Below are 23,596 nucleotides of genomic sequence, written 5' to 3' on the forward strand. Positions count from 1 at the left end.
TTCGACTTCACCGGAGGAAACGTCTCCCCACGTGCCCGTCCTCCACCCGTGTGGGTTTCCCTCGACCGAGGCGGAAGAAGGCACGGGAGGGCGCCGGTAGGAGCAGTAGCCCGCCGACCGTGCTCGTGTACAGCAGCGCCAACACGTAGAGCACGACGAGGTCGGGATCGTGGACGATCACCTCGAACATCCGGATGCCCAGGGACACCACCCCACAGGCCTGCCCGACCACCACCAGCGCGAACACCGACCGGAACCGGGTCGGCATCGCCAGCGCTCCGAGTGCCGACAGTAACCCCCACGTGCCGAGGAACAGGGCCGTGCCCCACGACGGAGCGGCCGAGTTCGTCGAGCCGACGACGGTCACGATGGTGAAGACGAACAACACCACCGCGTTGAGGCCGAGCATGCCCATGGCGGTGAGCACACCGGCGGGCTTCTCCGGTTCCACGGAGGTGAGGGTTCCGCTGGGTGTGTAGCCGGTGCCTTCGAGGAAGTTCCGAGCCGCCTCGGTGGTCGCACCGGCCTGTCGCGGGACCGGCGACGGGTGCCCGCTCCGGGCGTCGATCTGCTGCCGAGTCCGAGCCCGGGCGTGGACCAAGGGCTGTGGCCCACCTTGCCGAGGGACGGGGACGGGGACGGGGCCGCGCGGCACCGGGGTCGGTCCTCCCCAGACGGGCACGGGCTGATTCCGTGCCGGAGAACCCTGCGCCGGGGTCCCCGGTCTCGGCTCACCCACCTTCCGGACTTCCGGCCCTGACGCGCCCCGCGCGGCGACGCCCCGCCCCGCCGTCCCCCGTGCCGGCCCTCGCGACAGCTCCTCCGCCGCCCCCACGTGCGGCTCCGTCCCGGCCTCGACCCTCAACGTCCGCGAAACCGCCACCGGCCCCACCTGTCCCACCATCGCCGCCGACTCGACGGTCGTCTCCTCCGGCAGCGCCGTCTTCCGGGTCCGCACGTCCCGCTGCGCGTTCCGCCGCTCCCGCTCCAGCAGCTCCAGTGCCTCCGACGGGCTGGGCCGGGCACCCGTCTCCCGGGTGAGCAGCGCCGAGATGAGCGCCTGCAACGCCGCCCCGCGCGGCGAGCCCGCAGCCTCGTTCCGGCTCAGGTGCGGCGGTACCGGGGCGGTCAGCACCGCGCTGATCATCCCCGTGACGCTGCCCCGCTTGAACGGCGAACGCCCCTCCAACAACGAGTACAGGGTCACGCCCAGGCTCCACAGGTCCGATGCCGGCAGCGCGCGTTCGCCCTCGAACCGTTCCGGAGCCATGTACTCGGGCGAGCCGATGTACACACCCGTCTGGGTGAGCGCGGCGCTGCCGTCGACGTTGGCGATCCCGAAGTCCATCAGGACGGTCCGGTCGTCCTCGGTGAGCATGATGTTGGCGGGCTTGACGTCCCGGTGGGTCACCCCGACCGCGTGCGCCGCCTTCAGCCCGCCCAGCAGCGCCCGGGCGGCCTCCTCCACCCGTTCCACCGGCATGGGCCCGTGCGTCTCGATGCGGTGGTGTAGGGAGGAGCCGCTGAGCAGCTCCATGACGATCCACGGGCTCCCGTCGTGTTCGAGGACGTCGTGGACGGTGACGATGGCGCTGTGGTGGATCCGCGCGGTCGCCTGCGCCTCGCGCAGCGTCCGGGCGTGCGCTTCGTTCCGGTCCTCCTCGCTCATGCCGTCCGGCAGCAGGACCTCCTTGACCGCCACGTCCCGTTGCAGTATCGGGTCGAACGCGTGCCAGACCGTTCCCATCCCACCCGAACCCAGGCGCCCGCGAAGTTCGTAACGGCCGACGGTGGCGTGTTCGGGGGTCCACATGGGGGAAGGTTTCCTTTCTTACGGTGCGGTTCGGAGTAACGATGTAGGGGAGGGGACGCCGTTTCAATGATCCAGTCGGAACCGAAACTCCACCGTAGACCGATGGGTCGATGAACACATTGGGGACCAAGGACGGTTGACCGTGATCGGTCAGCCGTGCGCGCCGGTGTTTCAAGCCTTCCCAGGGCTCGGGACGTGCCTCTACCTGCCCGATAGGTCAAGCGATTCGTTCCTTCGGCATCCTCGAATGCTTCTCCCGTACTCCTCTCGGACAAAGGTTGGAATACCTGACTTCCAGCCCGAATTTTCCTTCCTCCGCGTCCTCATTCGGCCACGAAGAGAGAGGAGGAATTCCCCCGATGACCCCGGGTTCCCGGGGTGCCCTGAGTTCACTCGAGTCGACCGAAGTTCAGCCGAGTCCACTCACCAACACCGAATATTCCTTCTCCGTTACCGGGCGAATGCGTGCGGTGAGTTCGGTCAGCCATAGCGCCCGACCCCACCCCACGGAGGTCACCGGGAGCAGCAGGACGAGGATCACCGTGCCCCAACGGTTCCGGGACCTTTGGATCCCGCGGGTCCACAGCGGCACGGCGGCCAGGCGGAGCCGAGGGAACCCGAACCGCCCAGTCCACTCGGCCCGGCCGATCACCACGCCAGGTGGGCGGCCAGGGCCAGTCGGTGCACGGCCTCGGTGTCGCCCTGGTCCATCAGGTACAGCCCCTCGGCGTACTCCAGGAGTTCCCTCTCGGAGATGTCGTACCGCACCCGCCCCTGAAGAAAGCTTCGGCTCTGGTCGATCCCCGGTACCAGCACCACCATCCGGTCACTGTCGGGGATCTCCAGGTAGACGACGGTCGACGCGTCCACGGGTGCCGAGGGAGTCTCCAGGTTCAGTGCCACTCGAACCTCGCCTTCGCCCAACTCCGGCAACCGGGTCCTCGCCGGCGCACAGCCGGCCTCCTCGGGTTCCTCCCAACACTCGACCGCCTCGGGAACGAGTGGGACCGTGTGCACCTCCAGGATCGCCTCGGGCTCTCGGCGGTAGTGGACCTCGACCCGATCGTCGCCATCACGGACGCCCACCCACCAGGGGGCCCAGGTCGTGTGGTCGAGTACCACCGGCGGGTCTTCGAGTTCGCTGATGACCGACACGTCCGCGGCCACATGGTCGGCGGTCTCCCGGGCAGCGCCCTCGTAGGCGAGCGACGACATGGGCACGGCCACCACGGACAGGGCCACGGCGGCCGCGCCGATCCCGTCCCACCCGGAACCGGTCGGCCCACCTCCGCCTCCGGCCCCTTCCCCGACGCGTCGCGCCCGCACCACGGCCAGGAACTCCATGACCACCAGGACGATCAGGACGGCGCCCACGAGCGAATAGGCCCACAGGAACCAGGGCGGATCCTCGGAACCCATGCCGACCGGATCGGGGGTGCGGAGCAGGCCCGCCTCGGACAGCAGCACCACCGCCTTCACCGGCAGCAGCGGCAGCGCCAACGCCACGTACAGCACCAGCACGATGCCCATGGGGCGCCGCCACCCGGAGCGCTTGAGCGCGTACCAGGCCACGGTGGCGATGACCACCAACGGGATCAGTACGGCGCAGCAGGTGAGCACGACCCCGATGACGCTGGCGGGCAAGAAGACGAACGCCATGATGGTCCCGACGATCATGCCGATCGGCATCACCGTCACCGCGACCAGTGTGGGCAGGAGCAACACGGTGGTGACCAGGGCCGGTAGCCGCGTCCGCCAGAACGTCCGATCCGGCGAGGGCTTGGGTGGTTCCGCGCAGGGCTGGAGGGGATCGGGAGGAACGGGACTCATGACGCTCCGGGGGGAGGGGCAGGGGCGGCTCGTACGGTACTCGGATCCAAGCGCTCGCGACCGTCCTTTAGCGGACCGGAGCGAAGTCGAGCAGGTACCCCTCCTCCTCGGAACCGTCGACCTTGGAGCGTCCCGTATGGAAGACCCTGACCTGCACCGGCCCCTGGAAGGGCGCACCCCAAAGGACGTTGCTCCCAGGGGCGCCCTGGATCGCCAGGAACTGTGATCGGAAGGTCAACCGTGCGGTCCCCGCGTCCGTCATCGACGCGTCGCCGCCCTCTCCTGGAGCGTCGAAGAAACGAGCGGTCACCCGCACACGGCCCGCCCCTTCCGAACAGTGGATGTAGAGGTGGTCGCCCCTCTCGCTGATGACCGGCGAGATCTCCCGCCGGGGAACGCTCGGGTCCACGACCTCCTTGAAGTCGGCGATGCGGATCATGCCGTCGTCGACCGGAACGACGAGGGAGTTCCGTGCGATCTCCGCCATTTGCGGCTCCTGTCACCTGTCGGAATGTGGGTGCCCCGCCCTCGCCCATGTGGTTCTCCACCCGGGACGCGTCACTCGGATGGTGAGCGTCGGACGGGACACGGGCGCCGGGGATAGAGGCGGGTCCGGTAGGACGGGCTTCGCGGCGTCGGGGTTCCCGGCGTGGTGAGCAGATGTGGTGGGGGAAGCGGGCGCGGGGGCCTGGGGCGGGGACGAAGGGAAAGGCCCGGACTCGGACAGGGAAGGTACCGGGACCGTTTCGGCCCAACGTCAATACACACTGCGGCTCCCACCGAAGCAGCTATAGGAACCCGGTCCCAGTCTGAAAGGTTGCCCTATGTCCGATTTTCGATACGAAAGGTGCTGTGACGCCGATCATAGTCTCCTCGTGGCCAGCAAATTGTGGCCTCGCGGTTATCGGGAGTTACGGGTGTCCGGTCGACGCCTTTACCTGCGGAAACGTCACTGAATCGGCGATTCGTCCCCCGGTGGTGGAGTGGTCCGGAGGTGTCGAGAAGAAAACGAGTCGCGTTGCAGCCAACCCCCGGCCCGGTGATGGCGCACCATAGAGGATGGGGTAAAGACATGCGGGGGCCTTGTTGTCGCGGACGGACCGCGTGCCGGGTGGCGCGTGGGAGTGTGTGCGGCGTGAGGCCTTCTGGTCTGCCATCATCCCGGACGAACACACGACGCAGGAGCTCAGCAGATGACGCATCAGCACGTCCACCGGCGGGGATGGCGACGCCTCCTGATGACGTTCCTGATGCTCTGTGGGTTCATCCTGATCCCGCTCACCAGCGCGACGGCCAACCCCCTGTGCCCAGGCCAGCCCGCTCCACTGCCCGAGTCCGCCGGAAGCGGATCCGACGGCCTTCTCGTTCCCCCGCAATCGCAATCGGCGATCGAGGGATCCCCGGACGGACTTCCCCCTGACGCCAGCATGTACGGCCAGTACGGAACGGCCGGGCAGCAATGGCACATGATCACCGAGTCCTGCGTCGACGGGATGGCCAACGGGGCTCAGGCCACCCTCGCGAACTCGGCCTGGGACCTTTCGAAGACCATCAACCAGTCGACGATCACCGTTTACCAGGCGGCCACTTCCGACGGGTTGCTCGCCAGTTTCACCGAAACGGTGGAAAACGTCGTCATCGCCTTGCGCGAAGGCGTGTGGCGACCGCTGATCCCGACCATTGTCATCCTGGGCGCTATCTGGCTCGGGTGGTTCGGTCTGATCCGTAAACGGATGACCCTGACCATCGAGTCGACGATCTGGATGGTGGCGGCGACCGCGCTCGGGATGTGGATTCTGATCAACCCTTCACAGGTGATGGGGTTGGGTAGCAGCCTGGTGAACTCCGGTACTCAGCTGGTGACCAGTACTATTGGTCAGGTTCCCTATGGTGGTGGTTCAGGTGCTTGCCCTGCTGGTGCTGAGCCACCTGAACGCGCGGATTGGGAATCGGAGGCTGATTTTCAAGTGCGTCGTAACGCGGACATGATGTGGTCGAGCCTGGTTTGTCAGCCGTGGGTGGCTGGCCAGTTTGGTAGTGACAGCCTTGCTGAGGACGTGACCATTGACCATTCCATGGACCTGATTGCAGCTCAGGGTGTAAGTCGGATCGAACAGCAGCAGATTCTTGACGAAGAAGTTGATCCTTCCGCGCTGTATGAAGATAAGCAAGATGCATACCAAGCCATCGCTGATGATATTGAGTCTACTTACCCGAGTGTCTATCCGATGTTCTCGGGGGCTGATCAGGGAAGTCGGCTTGGGGTGGCGAGTTTGGCACTCTTCTCTTCTATTTTCGCTGGCGGGTTGATTCTTGCTGGATCGGTTGCCCTGATCGTCCTGAAAATCGGCTTCATGTTGCTCTTCATGCTCTCGCCGATTTTCTTGCTCATCGGGATCCATCCGGGTTACGGGCGCACGGTACTACTTCGGTGGGTCGAACTCATGGTGGGCTTCCTGCTGAAACAGATCTTCGTGGTCTTGCTGATAGCGCTCTTGGTCATGAGCTACGGCATCGTCATGTCGACGAGCCTTGGCTGGGGCCTACAGATGATCCTGCTGGCCCTGTTCACCCTGGCGCTCTTCATCTACCGCAAGACCTTCGCCTACCTGTTCGCTTCGGTGAACGCGAACTCCTTCACCTCGCGGATCGTCAGTGATGCGGCTCGCAGCCAGGCGCTTGGAAACAGCGCGGCCGTCCTGCCCCCCGTCGCCTACCTCAAGGCTCAGAACTGGGGCCGTCAACGAGCGGGAATGATCGCGGGCGCCGCGGCCGGCGTTCCGGCCAACGGCGCCGGAGCGCCTGGTGTGACCACCGATGGACGAACCCCCGAAGAGGCTGTCGGCGAGGCCGGAGAGCCTGCCCGGGTCCGAGGCGCAGGCGGATATGGCCGGGTGCGCGGCAACGAGGCCCCGCCACCCCTCAACGTCAACCGGCGCAACACCGCCTCCGCCGCGAGCGCCGGACGTCCGAACGGCGGTAACCGCACCACTGACCAGGCCCCCAACCTCGCCGACAGCGGTAACTCCAACAACGGGAACATCCCGCCTCGGCCTGCGGGTGGCTACACCGGAACCGGCGACAGTGGCTGGGCTTCGGTGTTCGGCACCGGCGGACGCAATGACAGCCCGACCCGTAACGACGGTAGTGCTTCCAACCGTGGCGGAGCCTTCGGTGGTGGTGGCGGGAACTCTCGGGCCGCAAGCTCCGATCGGCCCGAACCCAGCTCCGGACGTGGCATCTTCAGTGGCCGTGGAGAGACCCCTGCTCAGGGCAACGTCGGGAACCGTGGATCTCGGTGGGGAGCTCCTCGGGAGAAGCGCGACCGTCCCGCTCCGCAGCGTCCGTCGCGTCCGGCTCCGCCGCCCGCGAGTGGTGGTCGAGGCGACCGTGAGGGCGGTTGGCTGACCGGTTCCGACAAGCGTCGTGACAACGCCCCCATCACCCCCTTCTGGGGCGAGGGTGGAAACTCGACCCGGGACCGGAAACGGGACGTGCCCTTCTGGCTGAACGATGACTAGGCCGACGAGTAGACGACAAGGCAACTGAAGACCATGCCCAACCCTCTCCCCGAGCGCACACAGCGGCTGGTCGTGATCGTTCTGATCGCGGCCCTGGCCGGGTTCGGGATCTACTTCAGCCTCGGTGGGTTCAGCGACGAAGAAGAGGGGGCCTCCGGGCCGCCTCGGCAGGTCGCTCCCACCGAGGAAGGGCCGGATTCGGCCGGAAGTGCTCCCGGTGGGCTGGCCACGGTGCCGCCGAGCCCGATCCCGACCACCGACACCGAGGACCAGGACGTCCTCGGCTGGTTCCCCTTCACCGAGGCGGAGTTCCAGGCCGCCGGCGCGACGGCCAAGGCTTTTGCCGAGGCCTACGGGACCATCGACTACTCCGAACCTCCCGAGTCGTACTACGCGTCGATGGAGGTTCTGTCCACCGACGAGTACGCGGAAGTGCTCTCCGACGCCAACCGGGCGGGAGCCTTCTGGGAGGAGAGGAGTGAGGCGGAAGCCGTCGCTCAGGGGCGGGCCGAGGTCGATTCCATCCGCACCTACGGATCCGACTCCATCACCTTCGTGGTCACGGCCCAGTCCATCACCGAGACGGGTGCAGCAGAGTTCGACGAAGAGCTGGGAGAGTTCGCGATCACCGTGATCAAGGAAGGCGGTTCCTGGGAGGTCTTCGACTTCCAGCCCGCCGAGGCCGGTCAGTTCGGGGAGGAATAGCCACATGCTCTGGCAGCGGCAACCCTCGACCCCTGATTCGGGCGGCTCATGCCTGACCCGAGTCGGGCTGATCGCGGTGATCGGTGTCGCCGGTCTCGTCTTTCTGACCTTGATGTTGGTTCCCGCGATCACCACCAACAACGTCGGTACCCTTCTCGCGTCCGGGGTGGTCTGCGGTCCCAACGCCGACGCGGATCAGCCGGACAGCAGCGAGTACGCCATGGACTCCATCCCGGAGAACTACCTGGAGATCTACCAGGACGTGGGCGAAGACCGAGGGATCCCGTGGAACATCCTCGCCGGGGTCGGCCAGGTCGAGTCGCACCACGGTCGTTGGGAGGGGCCCGGGATCACCGAAGGCCACAACGACTGGGGCGCCGCCGGCCCGATGCAGTTCGGGGCCTTGGACGGTTCTGCCGCCGGGAACAGTTGGGGCGGTGAACCGATCCAGGCTGTGGAGGAACGCCCGGAACAGGGTTATGGCTTGGACGGGAACGATGACGGGGTCGTCAACGTGTACGACCCCGCCGACGCGATCCCGGCCTCTGCCGACTATCTCATCGCCCATGGGATCGAGGATGACGTCCGTCAGGCCATCTATGGCTACAACCACGCCTGGTGGTACGTGGACGATGTGTTGGAGTGGGCCGACCGCTACGCGGAAGGCGCATTCGACTCCACCGACTCCGTTCGTACGGCGGTGCTCTGTCAGGTGGACCAAGATGGTGCGCCGATCGGCAGCGCCCCGGACGACTTGACTCAAGCCGTCGTCGATTGGGCTCTTGACCAGCGAGGAAAGCCGTATGTCTGGGGTGGGACGGGGCCGAACGGGTTCGACTGCTCCGGTTTGACCATGAAGGCTTACGAGAGCATCGGGGTGACTGTTCCCCGGGTTTCTCAGGACCAGTGGAACTTTGGTCCAGAAGTTCCGATAGGGGAGGAACAGCCTGGTGACCTGGTCTTCTTTAACGTCACGCGTGCAGGAGAACCCCCGGGGCCCGGTCACATGGGAATGGTCGTCGGCGACGGACTGATGGTCGAGGCCTGGTGCACCAACTGTGGACCGATCGCGGTGCGCGAGTACGATGACCCCAATCGTGCGGACATCGTGGGGTTCACCCGTCCGCTTGAGCACCCCGAAGTGAAGGCCCAGCTGGAAGCGCAGGCTTAACCTTGTCGGATACGAAGACCGAAGAAGAAACAAGGCACAAGGAGCCGGCGAAGAAGGGTCTGCATGGCTGGAAGGCTGCTGTGGCGGTCTTCGGCTGTGGGAGCCTTGCAGCCTTCGGTGTTTTCGGAGTCATCGTTGGGGCGCTGAGCATGTTGATTAGCACGGCCTCCTCCGGATTTGCAGCTCCAGAAGAGGAAGCGATTATTGGTGCGCAACCCGCCCAGCCGCGAGAAGAGCTGGATCCGGGAGGTATGAATCTTTGCGATGACTACCTGGCGCATGTATCTGAAATCACCATCGAAGATGCTCTCGGGAGTGCTCACTCCGATGAGGCTATGGAACCTTCTTATGACGCTGATGCTGGCAGGGTGGTCTCAGGAGAATGCCACTTTAGGGTGGACCCGCATTACGGGACTACGAGCCTTTGGGATTTTGAGTTCAGGTTTGATGCTGTGATCTATGATCCTGGAATGGACCGAGATCAGGTTGCCTCTGATGAGTTCGAAACTAAGGTTGCCGGTGCGAGTGATGAATTCCAATCTTTGGAGAACGAAGAGTCCCATGACTGGTCTGAAAAGGCGCAGTCTTTCTATGGGGCAGATGAATATGGCACGTCTCAGTACCTCGTGATCGCACAGACTCGGAGTGCGACTTACGAAATTCGTTTCAAGGGTGACCCATCAGGTGCGGAGGCTGGTCAGGTTCCAGAGTTTGACTTCGAGCGTCAGGCAGAAGACCTGGTAAGTAGACTTGAAGGTCGCCTGTCTAGGGTTATTCCATCCTGACATGGGTTAAAGTTCTGAACTAGGCAACGCCGGCCATGAAGTGGTGGCGGCACAGGGTCGTGTACGACTCGTTGCCACCGATGTGGACCTGAGCGCCCTGGTACACCATCACGCCATCGACCACCCGCGCGTTATGCGTGGCGCGGTTGCCGCACCAGCAGCGCGCGTAGACCGGCAGAACCTCTATCCTGTCGGCCAGCTCCACCAGGCGCTTCGAGCCGGGGAACAACTGCCCCTGGAAGTCCGTCAGGATCCCGTAGCAGTACACGTCGATGCCCATGCCGTCGACCACACCCGCCAACTGTCCGACCTGTTTGTATGACAAGAACTGGGCCTCGTCACAGATGACGTAGGGGGCCTTGCGGTCGGCGACGTCGTCGTACAGGTCCAGGACGTCCCCCACCTCGACGGCGGGGGACTTCAAGCCCAGCCGGGACGAGATGATCCCGGAGCCGGCCCGGTCCTGCTTCGTGTAGAGCACACCCTCACCCCCGCGAGAGTGGTGCTCTTGGAGAGCCATGGTGCTCTTGCCCGAATTCATCGAACCGGTGAAGTACTTCAGCTCCGCCATGCTTCTTCCTCGGTCGGGGGCGCTGGGCAGGGGCAGCGGCTCGGAGCGTCACCGAGGCCAGAGGTGAACATACCAGCGGCGGGGTCCTCTTATCTCACCCGCTCCGACGCTGTCAGCCCTCTATGCGAGCGGCGCATCGTGCGTCTTATCGGTCACCGAGCGCCGGGCGCATCGCGTGGCCGGGTGCTCTCGCGTTCGCTGGGTGGCCGAATGCGGCCGCTTCGTCATCCAGGCTGTGGTGGAGAGCACCCCTCGATGAGCCCGAAAAGTGCCCTTGATCAGGGCCTTGGGCTGTGGGTTGTCGACTCGTTCGGTGCCGGATCGTCGTAACGTCATGGGGTGGTGTCCGCCGCCGTAGAGGGGGACCATCGACTCTGTGGTCGTATGGATGTACTTCGGTGAGCAAGGGCACTTCGAAGCGTGAACAAGGGCTTCGATATATTTGGCGAACCTTGTCCTATTGCAAGGTCTCAACGTTGAGGGGGAAGTGGCATTGCGGCGCGGCCAGGTCACTAAGTTTGTGGAGAGCCGATGGTTCTCGAACACCATGTTCTTCGTGATTATGGTCAACGCCGTCATATTGGGATGGGCCACTTATGGGGGTTCTGCCCTTCCGTATCTCCTCATCGTAGAGAGGGTCATCATAGGTATCTTCACCATTGAGATGGCCCTGAAGCTCTACGCCTGGCGGGGCAGGTTCTGGAAGGATCCCTGGAACTGGTTCGACTTCGGTGTGGTCGTCATCTCGCTGATCCCGTCGACCGGACCGTTCGCGGTGTTGCGGATCCTGCGGGTGTTGCGGATCCTTCGACTCATCACCGCGGTCCCGCAGATGCGTCAGATCATAGGAGCGCTCTTCAAAGCGGTCCCCGGCATGGGCACGGTGATCGGGCTGTTGCTGATCGTCATCTACGTGTCGGCGATCCTCGGCCAGCAGATGTTCGGCGAGGACGTGCCCGAGTTCTTCGGTGACCTCGGCACCACGCTGTACACGATGTTCCTGCTCATGACCACGGAGAATTGGCCGGACGTCTCGGACGCGGTGTTGGAACAACATCCCAACGCGTGGATCTTCTTCGTCCTGTACATCGTGCTCACGGCGTTCATCATGCTGAACCTGGTGATCGGCGTGATCGTCACCGCGATGGAGCAGGAGTACAGCGAAGGTCGCTGGGAAGAGGACCAGGAGCTCGAACTGGTCCAGCACAACGAGGTGATCGCGAAGTTGGACGCGCTGACCACTCAGGTCCAGTACCTACAGAGCAGGATTCAGTCACAGGACCGGGACTCCCTCGTTGATCACTCCGTACCCCCGGCTGCTCCCTCTGCCAACAGCACCCACGGAGTTCCCCCATTCTCCTCAACGGAGAGCCCCGGTCCTGAGACCGAATCCCGGGAAGTTGATTAGTCCCCACCGCAAATCACATATCCCGGGAAAGGTGAGTGGTGGAAGGGGACCCACCGGGGAAAACGAGTAGTGAAACCCCCGGCGGGCCGTCCCCACCCTCGATAAGAATTATGTAGGACACGGGCGCGCTCGCGCGACGGTTTCGAGGATCCTCTTCGAGGTTTTCTGCGCCCGGGGCGCCCTTACAGGGGCGAAGCCGACAATTCCATGGTCACGGCTTGGATACGCTCCGCACTGAATCTCCGGCGGCTCTGTCCGTTGAGGTCGCGGTGACCGAATCCCTCGTTCGGTGACCCGACAGGCCCTCAGTCCCGAGGTAGGACGAACGCTCCCTTGCCGTTCACGATCCGCACGTAGCCGAGGGCTGCGAGGTGGGCAGCGGTCTTGCGGACGGTGCCTCTTGCGAGACCGAATTCCTGAACCAGTCCGGCGATGCTCGGGATGGGTCGGTTCACCGGGTAGTCGCCGCGTTCGATGCGGGCGATCATCACCGCGGTCAGCTGGAGCCACACCGGATCGGGGCCTTCGTAGTCCAGTTCAGAGTCAGGACCGTAGCCAGCGGGAATGCTTGTGTCTGCCATGATCTGACGCTGACAGGTAGTGCCCTATCAGATAAATCTGAGGCAGGCTATGGCTAGCCATGGCAAGGTAAAGGTATGGTTACCTGAACCAACAGGGACCCCGGCGACGTGCGGACACACGCCCCGGGGCCGTGGCCGACCTGACTAAGACAGGACGACGATGAAGATCCTACTGGCCCTACTCGCCATGCTCGTGCGGCTCTCTCGCCCCTCGCGAGGCCTGCACACCACCCCCTACGGCTACGCACGACAGCTCACCTCGGAGATCCGCCGCCGCTCCCGTCGGGTTCGGCGCTACGCGAGGAATCTGCCCGAGGCGACCGTGAGGGCGTGCTGCGCATGAACACCGACGTTCCCGGACTCTCCGAGACCGCAGAGTCCACCGAGGCCCCCGAGTCCACCCGGTCCACCGAGCCCTTCGAATCCTCTCCGCCCGCACTCGCTCGCCCGGTCGCCTCGACCTCCAAGACCACTCGGTCCGATGAGTTGGTCGCGGGGATCTGCCGGCTCCTCGACCACCCCGGCCGACCTGCGCACGCCGCCTGGACGCTGGCTCGGGCCGACCGCCTCTTCTCCGAACTCGACCGACGGATCCGTTCCGGTGAGCCCCTGCCCTCCACCTGGCTCGCTTCCATGGTGCGGCCGTCCGCTCCGCCGGATGAGCGGGGGATCGCCTACGACTACGCCACCCATTGCTACGACTCGGTGAGCGAGGCGCTGCGCGAGGTCGGGGGAGTGGTGGTCGCCTGGCGGGCGTTGGCCGAGGCCGGCCGGTACTGGCGACGGTTGAACGACGCGCTCGTCGAACGCTCCCCGCTGCCCGAGCCCTGGTTGCGCGAGCCGCTCCAGGAGTAGGTCCCGGTCCGGTGGCCCCGGCGTCCGTACCCCGTGCCGGGGCCACCGCCCCGCCCGTTCACCGTCCGCGCCTCCGGGAAGGCCGGGCGCCCCTTCTCCGTTCCACTCGGTTTCGACCGCGACCGTGATCCGGGCCATGGACCGGTGGCCGGTACCGGCCACCGGAGCGGCGCCCGCACACGGCTCGGGGCGGGCCGCGCGCTCCCCGGTCCAGGACGTGCCGGAACTCCGTCCTGGTCGGTCCGGGGCGGCCGCCGCACCTCGTTCGACGTGCGGCGAGTGACACCGAGGAACATGGGCCGCCACGAATTCGCCCCCGAGGCTGTGAACAGCATCGATGCCGAATATCGTCGAAGTGGCGGCGGCCCCTTTTACCACCATTCTCCCAACGGTGCTCCGAAAGGACGCGAATTCATGAGGAACGTAGCGGAATCGGTGACTCACGGTGAAATCGGTTTACTCCACGGTGGTACTTTCTCGAGCAGGTGCGCCGAGCCTCCCTGAGACATCCCCTAGGAGCCAAGATGAACCCGCCAGGGCAGCGTGATCCCGCCAGTTATTCAGCTCAGGAACTGGCTGATCCGAGCATCGACCCGACGACGTTGCGGCAGATCGCCGCCGCTCGTCCGGATCTTTGGCCGCAGATCCAGAGCCACCCCAATTGTGACCAGGAGCTGGCCGGACACATTCGGCGGAACACGCCTCCGTCCGCCCCGCAGCCCCCACTTCCACCGGTGCGCAGCCGCCGTTCGGCGCGCCGACCGGCGGTCAGCGACCTCCGGGACAGCCGGGCCCGCCGCCGCAGGGCGGGCCGCCCCACCCCGGTCAGCCCTACCCCGGGCAGCCGCACCCCGGCGGTCAGTACCCCGGCCGGCCCCAGGAGGCATCACAGGCACCCCAGGGCGCGCAGCAGCCGGCCTCGGGTGCCAAACAGTTCGCCGACGGTGCCAAGGACTACTTCACCAACACCGTCGCCCCCGCCGCCCTGAACGCCGCGCAGACCGTGAGCCAACGGTCCGGCCAGGCTCCGGGCGCTCCCGTGCACTGGACGATCTGGTTCCGGTTCGCGCTTCCCGTGATCGCGCTCATCGCGATCATCTCGCTGTTCATGCCCCTGGTCTCGGCTTCGCACATGGGCTACTCGGTGAGCGTCAACTACTTCTCGGAGGAGGCCGGCGGTGAGGGGGCGATCCTGCTCGTCCTCTTCCTGGCGCTCATCGGCTTCGCCGTGACGTCGTTGGTGACCGGTAAGAAGTGGGCGGCCATCACGGCGGGGTCCTCGGTGTCCTGGCCGGCCTCATCGGGATGATCAACGGCTTCGGCAGCGCGTCCGCTGCGAGCAGCCACATGTACGGTTCCGCCGGAGCGGGCGCGATCCTGCTGGGCATCACCGGCATCGGAATGCTGGCTTCGGCGATCATCACCTTCGTGCCGCAGCAGCGCCCGACCCCGCCGCCTCCGCCGCCCGGCCCGCCCTTCCCGCCACAGCAGCAGTACCCGCCGCACCAGCCCCCACAGCCCCCGAACCAGCCCCCGCAGTTCCCCCAACAGCCCTGACACCCGCCGGCCCACGCGCCGGAAAATCAGTGGGATCGAGGGTGGGTCGTGTGGTCGGATGTCGGGTGAGCGAGAGCCCTCGCCACTCGACCCGGAGGTTCCGACATGGCCGGTAAGTTCACCGAGCTCGCGATCGACTGTGCGGAGCCGGAGGCCCTCGCCCGTTTCTGGTGCGCGGTCCTGGACTACGAGGTGCTGGCTGTGGAGGACGAAGGCGCGTTCGTCGCCATCGGCCCGGCCACGGCCGCCGAGGACGAGAACCGTGTGGGGCCGGTGCCTCCGGCGCTGACCTTCGCCCGCGTGCCCGAGGGCAAGTCCGCCAAGAACCGACTGCACATCGACGTCAACCCCACCGACCGGGAACAGGCCGACGAGGTCCGCCGTCTGGTCGATCTGGGCGCCCGCCGAACCGACGGTGGGCGGAGCGAGTTCAGTTGGGTCATCATGACCGACCCGGAGGGCAACGAGTTCTGCGTCCTGTCCACCCGCCTCCCCTGACCCCGAGGGGTTTTCAAGCGACAACGGGGCGAGTCATGGACGGGCCTTGAGGGCGAAGGGTCGGCCGGGCAGGATGAAGCAGGCCACACGGCCCCCATCCCCCTCGGAAAGGCCGCCCCTTGCACAAGGCCACGCGCAAACCCGGCCTCGGTCGGGACTTCAACCGCTTCTGGCTCGGGAGCCTGGCCAGTGACCTCGGCGACGGCATGATGGCCATCGCCCTGCCACTGGTCGCGGCGTTGTTCACCAACGACCCGCTCCTGGTGTCCGGGCTGATCGCCGCCCGCTTCCTGCCCTTCCTGTTGTTCGGGTTGGCCGCCGGGGTGATCGTCGACCGGGTCGACCGGGTGCGGCTGATGATCGGCGCCAACGTGGCCCGCTCGGTCGCGCTCGTGGCCTTGGCCGTTCTCGTCGCGACCGGCAGCGCCACCATCTGGGTTCTGTACGCGGTCATGTTCACCGTCATGACCTGCGAGGTGTTCTACGACCTGGCCGGCAAGGCGCTCATGCCGAACCTCGCCCCGGCGGGGACCATCGATAGGGCCAACGGGCGTATCGAGGGCGGGCGAACCGTCACCCAGGACTTCGCGGGTGGGCCGATCGCCGGATTCCTGTTCGCGATCATGGCCTTCGTGCCCATCGCGGCCAACGCCGGCGCCTACGTTCTCGGAGCGCTGGTCCTGCTCGGGTTGCCCTTGGCGGTGCGTCGCTCTCCCGGGAACGACGTCGACGGTGCTGCCGGTGCCGGAGGCAGGGGGCGGCCCTCGGCTCTGGCAGACCTGCGCGAGGGATTCGTCTTCGTCTTTCGGGGAAGCTCCCTCGGCCCGATCCTGCTGTTCAACCTGGCGCTCAACGCCGCCTTCACCGCGCTGAGCGCCGTCATGGTGCTGATCGCGCAGAACCACTTCGGGGTGCCGGCGGCCCTGTACGGGGCGTTCCTCGGATCGTCCGCGCTGGGCGCGCTCCTGGGCGCGGCCACGGTCGGAGTGATGGTGGCCCGGCTGGGCCGGTTCCGCCTGGAGCTGGTCTTCTTCACCGTCACCGGACTGTGCTTTCTGGGCTTCGGACTGGCCCCGAACGCCTACGCGGCCGTGGTGGCGTGGGTCGTGCTCGGGTTCGTGATCACCGCGTCCAACATCGTGATGCTCGGCGCCATCCAGCTGATCGTCCCCGGACACCAGTTGGGGAGGGTGATGTCGTTCGTGCAGGTGTCCGGCACCGCCTTCGGTCCGGTCGCGGCGCTCGCGGCGGGTCTCCTCGGGCGGGTGGAGCTGTACTACGTCCCGATCGCCTCGGGCGTGCTGGTGCTGGTCTCGCTGGCCCTGGCGGTACCGGCCCTGCGCCGGGTGGTGACCGAGGCGGACCAGGTCGAGGCGGCCCAGGTCACCGATCAGGTCGAACACCCGCGACCATGATCGCTCCCGCCCCTCCCGGCCGAAGCACTCAACGACTTCTTGCTCCTTGTAACAACCACTCGACCCCAAGGCGTCGAAACCGGCGCTGGGAGCAAGACCGACCGGGTTCGGTCGGTTCGGGGTCAGCCGCGTAGGTGCCTGGCGGCCTGTGGGCCCGTGGGTTCGTCGTTGGGGTCGAGTTCGTGACTTCCGCCATTGCTCCCGGCCAGGGAGGCACGAGCCCCGCTGTCCTGCGAACCCGCGCCCCCGTTCGGCGTCACCTCCGCCTTGATCCGGGCCTCGCGGCGTAGGCGCTCCACCCGCCTCCTCGTGGTCAGGGTGTCCGGGTGTCGAGGTCCCAGCACCCGACCTCGGTCCCGCAGCAACTCCTCCAGGTCGCGCACCGCTCCTTCTGTCTCACCCGCGCGTGCCCGCCAGAACGCCAGATCGTGCCGACAGCGCAGCGTGGCGGGGTGGTCGGCGCCCAAGACCTCCGCGCGGGTCCGAGCCAGCCGGCGTAGCTCCTCCGCCGCGCCGCGCGCGTCTCCGACCCGGCCCCGCCAATGGGCGAGGTTGTGCAGGGTGGTGAGTGTGTTCGGGTGGTCGGGTCCCAGGTGCTCTCGCTGGTCCTCCAGGAGCCGGCGGGACTCGGTGACCGCACCGGCCAGGTCGCCGGTGTCGGCTCGGCACAGGGCCAGGTTCCCTCGGGTGCCGAACACCTCCACCCGGTCCGCGCCCCGCCACCGGCGTAGGTCGTGCAGCAGGTGCCGGAAGCGCACCATGGCCCCGGTGGTGTCGCCCGCCCAAGCCCGCAGATAGGCCAGTGAGTGCCGAACGCGCAGGGTGCTCGGCCCATCGGGCCCCTCCAGCACCAGGTGCCGCTCGTAGGACTCCTCCAGCTCCCGGTAGGAACCCGCCATGAACATCTCCCGGTAGGGGAGCGGGCCCTCCGCGGCACCGGCCCAAGCGGGGTCACGGGTGCGGAACAGCAGGGGATGCGGGTCCACGTCCCACAACGAACCCGGGGGCGCGTGGAAGCGCAGCGCGTCGGTGCTCGACAGCAGCCGCCACTCCAGGGACGCGCCCCGGCAGGTGTCCGGCCACACCTTCATGAGCCCGTCGGCGGCCGTGCGCACGCTCTCCAGGGTCGGCCGGGAACGCGGGTGGTCGTGCGCGGCGATCACCAGTGGGGTGTCCCGGGTGATCAGGTGCAGGCGTTCCAGGGAGGCCAACGCCAACCGGACCTCGTGCTCGGCGAGGCGTCGCGGCGGGTAGGTGCGGCGCCCCAGGTGGTTGCGGAACGGTCGGGACACGAGCACCTGTTCGGGGGTGGCCAGGGGGCCGAGCAGCGAGATCAGCCCCATGAGGGGGCGGGCCACCCCGATCGGACGATGGCGGTCGGCGCGGTCCAGCGCCGGTTCGCGGGCGTCGCGGGAATCGCCCAGCAGCTCCAGGTAGTCCGAACAGGCGGTGCGGCGGTCCGCCATGTAGGCGACGGCCTGTCCCAGAGAGAGCGGGTGGTGGTCGAGGGCGGTGGCGAGGGTGTCGAGTTCGGCGGGGGAGTGGGCGACACCGGCCTCGGTGAGGGCGGAGCGCAGGTAGGCGCGGGCCTCGGCCCGGGTGAAGGAGGTGACCTGGACCGGACGTCGGCCGGGAGGGTCGAAGCGTTCGGTGGGCAGTCGGGTGGTGACGATCATCCGGCCCTTCTCCCGTCCTCGGGCCTGGCCGTCGGTACGGGACCGGTGACCGAGTGGTGGCCACAGGTCGTCGAAGTCGCGGGGATCGGTCAGGTGGTCCCACACCACCAGCCAGCGGGGGTCCACGCCGTGCGGTGGGTCGTACAGCCACGACAGGAACCGGCCGGCGGCGAGCTCGGGGTCGTCGGGGCAGTGGTCGAGGACCCGGCGGGCCGCGTGGGAGTAGGCGAAGACCACGCCCTCCCGGTCGGTGGCGTCGGCCCACACCACGAGGGTGTCGGGGTGGTCGGCCAGCAGCGCACGGGCGTGGTGCGCGGCCAGCTGGGTCTTGCCCACACCGGCGGGCCCCGTGAGCACCTGATCTTCGATGAGCGGTGGGGGGAGTTCCCGCCGGTGGAAGTGCGCGACCGGTTCGGGGACGGGAACGGGCCCGCCCTTGTCGCTGTGTCCGGGAGCCAACGGCCACACCCTTCCCAGGGTTAAGGGGGTTTCGGTCGATCCAGTTCCCATCACAGAGGGGAGTCAATCCCATCGTTTTTGTCATCCCAGGTCGACGAGTCGGTGTGCTCCAAACGTGACCGAAACCGGGATCCCCGATACGGGAGGGTCCCGCGGATGGGCGGCTCGGGAGCCTCCGGTTCCGGCGGCGGTGAGCGACCGCCTGCGGGCCGAATCTCGGCGTTCGGGGAACGGGGGCTCGAATCGTCCGTTTCGGCTCACTCGGTATCGCCGTTGTACCGCAAGCGCGAGATCGGGTCCCGGGTGAGAAAGGCGGATGACCGCCCGCGGGGAACGCGGGGAACCTCGGCGCGGCCGAACCGGCCGGTCTTCAATCGCCGACGATGCTCTGGGCGAGGTCGGTTCGTTCGTTCGGGTGCTCCGGGCGCAGCGCTCCCGCAACGGTGCGCAGGGTCGACTCCCTCGTCGAACCGGCCGGCCGGACCGCGGCGATCAAGTCCTGCGACAGTCGGATCCGGACCTCGCTGGGAACGCCCCCGCGCGGGACCGTCGGCCCTCCCCGGTACACGAGGACCAAGCCCTCTTCCGGCATGCACTCCACACCGCTGAAGTCGCAGCCGGCGAGCACACCCTGATCGACGAGCTCCTCGGACCAACTGACCACGTACACGTCGCCGGTCTCCTCGCCGGTCCGCGCGTAGGCGACCCGCAGCCCCTCGCGCACCTCGTTCGCGTGGACCGGGGACCACTCCGGGTGGTCGAGCACCGCGATCCGATCCGTGAAGCCTTCGACCTGGGACAGGGAACGCCGGTCGGAGCGCCGGTCGCGCATGAGGTCGGAGGCCAGGGGCAGCACCAGCAACGACACCAGCACCACGGCCACGCCCGGAAGCACGCCCGGTTGCCAGGGCCCCCGGGCCCGGGAGGCGAGCATGCACACGCCCATGGCCATCGTGGTCACCAACGCGGTCACCGCGGCGGAGTTCAGCGCGACGTCACCGGGCAGCGGCGAGAACGAGGGCGCGAGCAGCCCCAGGATCACGGGCACGGCCATGGCGGTGCCCACGACCAGGGCGGCCGTCGACGTGGTGTGGTCGACCCCCGCACCCATCAGCCAGCGCGTGGCCGGCAGCCACATGAGGAGGATGCCGCCGACGGCGACCGGTGCGAGCAGGAAGGTCCAGGTCCCCACACCGCTCAGGAACAGGGAGTGGGAGATGTTCCAGAGCCCGATCGGGAACAGCGACATCGTCGGAGCGGCCACCAGGCACAAGGCGAGGATCGCACCGACCGCGGCCATCCGAGGTCGACCAGTGAGCGCACGCGGCAGCACACCATCCATCGAATCCGTCCTCCCGACGGGAGGGCAACGTTACGCCTGTCGGTGCTTGATCGCCAGATGCGGAACGGGGGTCCTTCCTTGATCCTTCGAGCCCGCCGCTCAGAACCTCAACGACCCAGTTTGCGCACGTAGGGCCGCCGGGCCAGTTCGAACTGGGCCCACTTCGGGTCGAGCTGCGTGCGCAGTTGGATCTTCCCCTCGGGCCAGTCCATCAACGTCGTCTCGAACTCGGGCAGCACACCGGACTCCGGGTCCAGGTAGTAGATGTACATGCGTTGCCCGGCCCCGGACTGCCGCATGAACAGGGCGCCGTCGTCGCCGAGGATCCGCTTGAGTCGTGCCTCCAGGTCGGCGAGGGCCGTGCTGGAGGAGTCCTTGGGCAGACGGTCGGAGTCGGCGTCGGTGTAGGGCACCAGCACCTGTACGAACAGCGACAGCGCCGGGTATTCGCGACGGGTCACGGGGTGGCGGAGCAGGATCTCCACCGCGCCCTGCAAGGGCAGCCGCCCGTGCAGGGTCACCCACCCGTCGGTACCGCCGAGCAGGTCTCCCATCTGCTTGGCGACGGACGGCATGGAGGTGGGCGGAAGCGGGTCCAGGGGCCGCTCGTCCAAGGGCTCGACCCGCCCCACCCAGCGCACCACGTGGTCCTCGCCCAGGGCGAGCAGGGTGACGTGGTCGGCGAGCCTTCTACGGGTCTCGGTCGACAGGAACATGTTGTCGGGGTGGTACACGCCCACGTCGATCCGGCCGTTGGCCTGGTCCACGCGCATGGACACGGACACGTGCGACAGGTCGAGTTCGTGGTCGTCCCAGTCCACCGTGGCGGTGAGCTGATCGTGGTCGGCGGGCCGGACCGGGCGGAACGTCCACTCGGCGTCGTCGGGCGCCGAACGGGACCAGCGCTCGGAGGCCACCCGCGCGTCCTCGGTGGCTCCTGGACGCAGCGTCATCGCGTAGGCGGGCGCGTCGGTGAGCCTGGAGGGGTCGTCGAGCGCGGCGAGCTGCTCCAGCAGCTTGGCGGGGTCGACGTCGGTCGACAGGTCCATGTCGTCGAGACCGCCGGACTGTGGCTCCGGCGCCTCGCCGATCTCCCAGTCCATGTCCGGATGGATCGCCCGGACCAGCTCGGAGACCTTCTCGGACGTCTCTGGGGCGACGGGTGTGCCGGAGTCGACGGACTCGGCCAACGCCGGTCGCAGGGACGGCCAGGCGTCCCAGAAGGCGGCCACCGCGGCGGTGGTGGCCGAGGCGGAGGAATCGGTGGAGTCGTTGGATCGGCGACGACGGAACAGAGCCATGTGTTGATTTTCGCAGAACCCGGTGAGTACCTCCGACCGCACACGGTGGGTACCTCCGCTCGTTCCTGGCGCATACCCTGGAGGGCACTATGACTTTGCGTGTACTGGCGGCCATGTCCGGCGGGGTCGACTCCGCCGTCGCCGCGGCCCGAGTGGCCGAGGCGGGCTACGACGTCACCGGCGTCCACCTGGCCCTTTCCAAGAACCCACAGTCCTATCGCACCGGCGCACGAGGCTGTTGCACGGTGGAGGACTCCCACGACGCCCGCCGCGCCGCGGACGTCATCGGCATCCCCTTCTACGTATGGGACATGTCGGAGGAGTTCGACCGCGAGGTGGTGCAGGACTTCGTCGCCGAGTACGAGTCGGGCAACACCCCCAACCCGTGCCTGCGCTGCAACGAGAAGATCAAGTTCGAGGCGGTGTTGGACCGCGCGATCGCGCTCGGCTTCGACGCGGTGGTGACCGGCCACCACGTGCGCAAGCTCGACGGTCGGCTGGTGCGCAGCGTGGACGAGGCCAAGGACCAGTCGTACGTGCTGGGCGTGCTCAACGCCGAGCAGCTGGAGCACGCGATGTTCCCGCTGGGCGATTGCACCAAGGACGAGGTGCGCGCGGAGGCGGAGCGGCGCGGACTGTCGGTGGCCGACAAGCCCGACAGCCACGACATCTGCTTCATCGCCGACGGTGACACCGCAGGGTTCCTCAACAAGCGCCTGGGGGAGAAGCCGGGGCCGATCCAGGACGAGGACGGCAACGTGGTCGGCACCCACAAGGGTTCGCACGGCTTCACCATCGGTCAACGCAAGGGCCTGGGGCTGGGCGGGGCGCCCGACCCGCGCTACGTGTTGTCCATCGAGCCGGTGAACAACACGGTGACGGTGGGTCCGCGTGAGTCGCTGCGGGTGGACGGGATCGTGGGCCGCAAGCCGGTCTGGAGCGGCGGCGGACCGCTGACCGAGCCGACCGAGTGCCACGTGCAGTTGCGTGCGCACGGTGAGGTGTACCCGGCGACGGTGTGGCAGCGCGACGCCGACGAGGGTCCCGAACTGGTGGTTCGGCTGGCCGAACCCGCCAAGGGAGTGGCCTCGGGGCAGGCCGTGGTGGTCTACGAGGGTGACGCGGTGCTGGGGTCGGCGACCATCGCCACCACCTCGCGCCTGGAGGACTCCATCGCCTGAACGGAGCGCTCACTTATCGGGCGGTGTGGGACGAACAACGCATTTTTTCGCCCTTGGCCACTTGCCGAACTTAGGTAAGGCAATGCAAAGTTGGTGGTGCCAAGGTCAGAAGGGGTCGTTCCATGCCGCAGTTCGCGTTCCTTGAGGGGCAGCCCTTCTGGGTGGTGTACGTCACCCTGCTCGTGGTGATCATGCTGCGCGCCCCCGCCACCCACCTGCTGGGCCGGGGCGTGGGCGCCGGGGTCAACCGCGGCCGGATCGGCGAACGCCTGGGCCCCAAGCTGGACGCCGCCAAAGCGCGCATCGACCACTACGGCGCGCCCGTGGTCACGCTCAGCTTCTTCACCGTGGGCATGCAGACCGCCATCCACTTCGCCTCGGGCGCCGTGCGCATGCGCTTTCCCGTCTACATCGTCGCGACGTTCATCGGTGGACTGATCTGGGCCGGACTGTGGGGCACGGTGATCTCCGGCCTGGTCGGCGGCTGGCTGGTGCTGTTCCTCGACTCGCCCTGGACCGCCGTGGGCGTGGTCGCCGTGGCGACCGTGGCCGTCACGGCGCTGGTGCTGCGCAGCCGCCGCAAGCGGAACAAGGGCGAACGGACCGGTGGGAAGACCGACGACGAGGAGAAGGCGCCCGCCGAGGCGGCCTGAGCCCGACACCTCGGTTCACCGGTTCCCTTCGCTGCTTCCTCTCCACCTCGCGCGCCCGAAGCCGTACGGTGGTGCCATGCGCATCTCGATGGACGCGATCCTGTTCGACATCGACGGCACGCTCGTGGACTCCACCCCGGTGGTGGAGCACACCTGGCGTGTGTGGGCCGAGTCCCACGGAGTCGACCCCGAAGCGGTCCTGAGGGTCTCCCACGGGCGACGCTCCGAGGACACCATCGCCATGTTCCTGCCCGCCGAGCGGATCGAGGCGGCC

At 67.2% G+C, this 23,596-nt stretch carries 23 protein-coding genes; 15 read left to right on the forward strand and 8 right to left on the reverse strand.

Annotated features, from left to right (window positions below; translation table 11 throughout):
• Positions 1 to 7: 7 nt before the first annotated feature.
• The 3 genes from NLI01S_RS26295 to NLI01S_RS09485 all read right to left on the reverse strand — a co-directional run bounded on the left by NLI01S_RS26295 (position 8) and on the right by NLI01S_RS09485 (position 4,130).
• Positions 8 to 1,813, reverse strand: a complete 1,806-nt coding sequence (locus tag NLI01S_RS26295; RefSeq protein WP_067602455.1) for a serine/threonine-protein kinase — start codon at positions 1,811 to 1,813, stop codon at positions 8 to 10.
• A gap of 648 nt (positions 1,814 to 2,461) precedes the next feature.
• Positions 2,462 to 3,643, reverse strand: coding sequence for a hypothetical protein (locus NLI01S_RS09480; protein ID WP_067602461.1), 1,182 nt, complete (start codon positions 3,641 to 3,643; stop codon positions 2,462 to 2,464).
• A 67-nt stretch (positions 3,644 to 3,710) separates the two neighbouring features.
• Positions 3,711 to 4,130 carry a hypothetical protein gene (locus NLI01S_RS09485; protein WP_067602464.1) on the reverse strand — a complete coding sequence of 140 codons (420 nt, stop codon included), beginning with the start codon at positions 4,128 to 4,130 and terminating at the stop codon, positions 3,711 to 3,713.
• Between the two features lie 706 nt (positions 4,131 to 4,836).
• Here NLI01S_RS09485 and NLI01S_RS25670 point away from each other — a divergent pair.
• From NLI01S_RS25670 to NLI01S_RS25675, 4 genes are all read left to right on the forward strand, one after another.
• Positions 4,837 to 7,164, forward strand: a complete 2,328-nt coding sequence (locus NLI01S_RS25670; RefSeq protein WP_157090995.1) for a type IV secretion system protein — start codon at positions 4,837 to 4,839, stop codon at positions 7,162 to 7,164.
• 33 nt (positions 7,165 to 7,197) lie between these two features.
• On the forward strand, positions 7,198 to 7,869 hold the full coding sequence (locus NLI01S_RS09500; protein WP_190318413.1) for a hypothetical protein: 672 nt from the start codon (positions 7,198 to 7,200) through the stop codon (positions 7,867 to 7,869).
• Between the two features lie 112 nt (positions 7,870 to 7,981).
• On the forward strand, positions 7,982 to 9,040 hold the full coding sequence (locus NLI01S_RS09505; protein WP_371850607.1) for a C40 family peptidase: 1,059 nt from the start codon (positions 7,982 to 7,984) through the stop codon (positions 9,038 to 9,040).
• Positions 9,041 to 9,042: 2 nt separating this feature from the next.
• On the forward strand, positions 9,043 to 9,825 hold the full coding sequence (locus tag NLI01S_RS25675) for a hypothetical protein (protein WP_157090996.1): 783 nt from the start codon (positions 9,043 to 9,045) through the stop codon (positions 9,823 to 9,825).
• A gap of 19 nt (positions 9,826 to 9,844) precedes the next feature.
• Here NLI01S_RS25675 and NLI01S_RS09510 read toward each other — a convergent pair whose 3' ends face one another.
• Positions 9,845 to 10,396, reverse strand: a complete 552-nt coding sequence (locus tag NLI01S_RS09510) for a thymidine kinase (protein ID WP_067602472.1) — start codon at positions 10,394 to 10,396, stop codon at positions 9,845 to 9,847.
• 520 nt (positions 10,397 to 10,916) lie between these two features.
• On the opposite strand from NLI01S_RS09510, the gene NLI01S_RS09515 reads away from it, so the two are divergent.
• Positions 10,917 to 11,804 carry an ion transporter gene (locus NLI01S_RS09515; protein WP_223809180.1) on the forward strand — a complete coding sequence of 296 codons (888 nt, stop codon included), beginning with the start codon at positions 10,917 to 10,919 and terminating at the stop codon, positions 11,802 to 11,804.
• Between the two features lie 305 nt (positions 11,805 to 12,109).
• On the opposite strand, the gene NLI01S_RS09520 is transcribed toward NLI01S_RS09515, so the two are convergent.
• On the reverse strand, positions 12,110 to 12,385 hold the full coding sequence (locus NLI01S_RS09520; RefSeq protein WP_067602475.1) for a GntR family transcriptional regulator: 276 nt from the start codon (positions 12,383 to 12,385) through the stop codon (positions 12,110 to 12,112).
• Between the two features lie 160 nt (positions 12,386 to 12,545).
• On the opposite strand from NLI01S_RS09520, the gene NLI01S_RS25170 reads away from it, so the two are divergent.
• The 7 genes from NLI01S_RS25170 (at position 12,546) to NLI01S_RS09545 (ending at position 16,710) form a co-directional block, all read left to right on the forward strand.
• A complete protein-coding gene (locus NLI01S_RS25170) occupies positions 12,546 to 12,728 on the forward strand; it encodes a hypothetical protein (RefSeq protein ID WP_084392436.1) in 183 nt (60 codons plus the stop codon).
• A complete protein-coding gene (locus NLI01S_RS09525) occupies positions 12,725 to 13,240 on the forward strand; it encodes a hypothetical protein (protein WP_223809181.1) in 516 nt (171 codons plus the stop codon). Before NLI01S_RS25170 ends, NLI01S_RS09525 begins: the two co-directional genes overlap by 4 nt.
• Positions 13,241 to 13,764: 524 nt before the next feature.
• Entirely contained in the window at positions 13,765 to 14,229 is a 465-nt protein-coding gene (locus tag NLI01S_RS26790; protein ID WP_449289442.1) for a variant leucine-rich repeat-containing protein, read from the forward strand.
• A gap of 14 nt (positions 14,230 to 14,243) precedes the next feature.
• A complete protein-coding gene (locus tag NLI01S_RS09530) occupies positions 14,244 to 14,549 on the forward strand; it encodes a hypothetical protein (protein ID WP_157090997.1) in 306 nt (101 codons plus the stop codon).
• Positions 14,546 to 14,797 (forward strand): hypothetical protein, encoded by a 252-nt coding sequence (locus NLI01S_RS09535; protein ID WP_067602481.1) that lies wholly within the window; start codon positions 14,546 to 14,548, stop codon positions 14,795 to 14,797. The genes NLI01S_RS09530 and NLI01S_RS09535 overlap by 4 nt, the downstream gene beginning before the upstream one ends.
• A 105-nt stretch (positions 14,798 to 14,902) precedes the next feature.
• On the forward strand, positions 14,903 to 15,295 hold the full coding sequence (locus NLI01S_RS09540; RefSeq protein ID WP_067602485.1) for a VOC family protein: 393 nt from the start codon (positions 14,903 to 14,905) through the stop codon (positions 15,293 to 15,295).
• A 119-nt stretch (positions 15,296 to 15,414) separates the two neighbouring features.
• Positions 15,415 to 16,710 carry an MFS transporter gene (locus NLI01S_RS09545; RefSeq protein ID WP_067602488.1) on the forward strand — a complete coding sequence of 432 codons (1,296 nt, stop codon included), beginning with the start codon at positions 15,415 to 15,417 and terminating at the stop codon, positions 16,708 to 16,710.
• Between the two features lie 122 nt (positions 16,711 to 16,832).
• On the opposite strand, the gene NLI01S_RS26565 is transcribed toward NLI01S_RS09545, so the two are convergent.
• The 3 genes from NLI01S_RS26565 to NLI01S_RS09560 form a co-directional block, all read right to left on the reverse strand.
• Entirely contained in the window at positions 16,833 to 18,845 is a 2,013-nt protein-coding gene (locus NLI01S_RS26565; protein ID WP_067602491.1) for a tetratricopeptide repeat protein, read from the reverse strand.
• A gap of 370 nt (positions 18,846 to 19,215) precedes the next feature.
• Positions 19,216 to 20,187 (reverse strand): hypothetical protein, encoded by a 972-nt coding sequence (locus NLI01S_RS09555; protein WP_084392439.1) that lies wholly within the window; start codon positions 20,185 to 20,187, stop codon positions 19,216 to 19,218.
• A 107-nt stretch (positions 20,188 to 20,294) separates the two neighbouring features.
• Positions 20,295 to 21,488, reverse strand: a complete 1,194-nt coding sequence (locus NLI01S_RS09560) for a DUF695 domain-containing protein (RefSeq protein ID WP_067602520.1) — start codon at positions 21,486 to 21,488, stop codon at positions 20,295 to 20,297.
• 89 nt (positions 21,489 to 21,577) lie between these two features.
• Here NLI01S_RS09560 and mnmA point away from each other — a divergent pair, with 89 nt between their 5' ends.
• The 3 genes from mnmA to NLI01S_RS09575 form a co-directional block, all read left to right on the forward strand.
• On the forward strand, positions 21,578 to 22,669 hold the full coding sequence (gene mnmA / locus NLI01S_RS09565) for a tRNA 2-thiouridine(34) synthase MnmA (protein WP_223809179.1): 1,092 nt from the start codon (positions 21,578 to 21,580) through the stop codon (positions 22,667 to 22,669).
• Positions 22,670 to 22,791: 122 nt separating this feature from the next.
• Entirely contained in the window at positions 22,792 to 23,322 is a 531-nt protein-coding gene (locus NLI01S_RS09570; RefSeq protein ID WP_067602497.1) for a DedA family protein, read from the forward strand.
• A 76-nt stretch (positions 23,323 to 23,398) separates the two neighbouring features.
• The coding region (locus NLI01S_RS09575) for an HAD family hydrolase (RefSeq protein ID WP_371850606.1) at positions 23,399 to 23,596 on the forward strand (198 nt) is incomplete at its 3' end.

Source organism: Nocardiopsis listeri NBRC 13360, assembly GCF_001570765.1.
Classification (GTDB): Bacteria; Actinomycetota; Actinomycetes; order Streptosporangiales; family Streptosporangiaceae; genus Nocardiopsis; species Nocardiopsis listeri.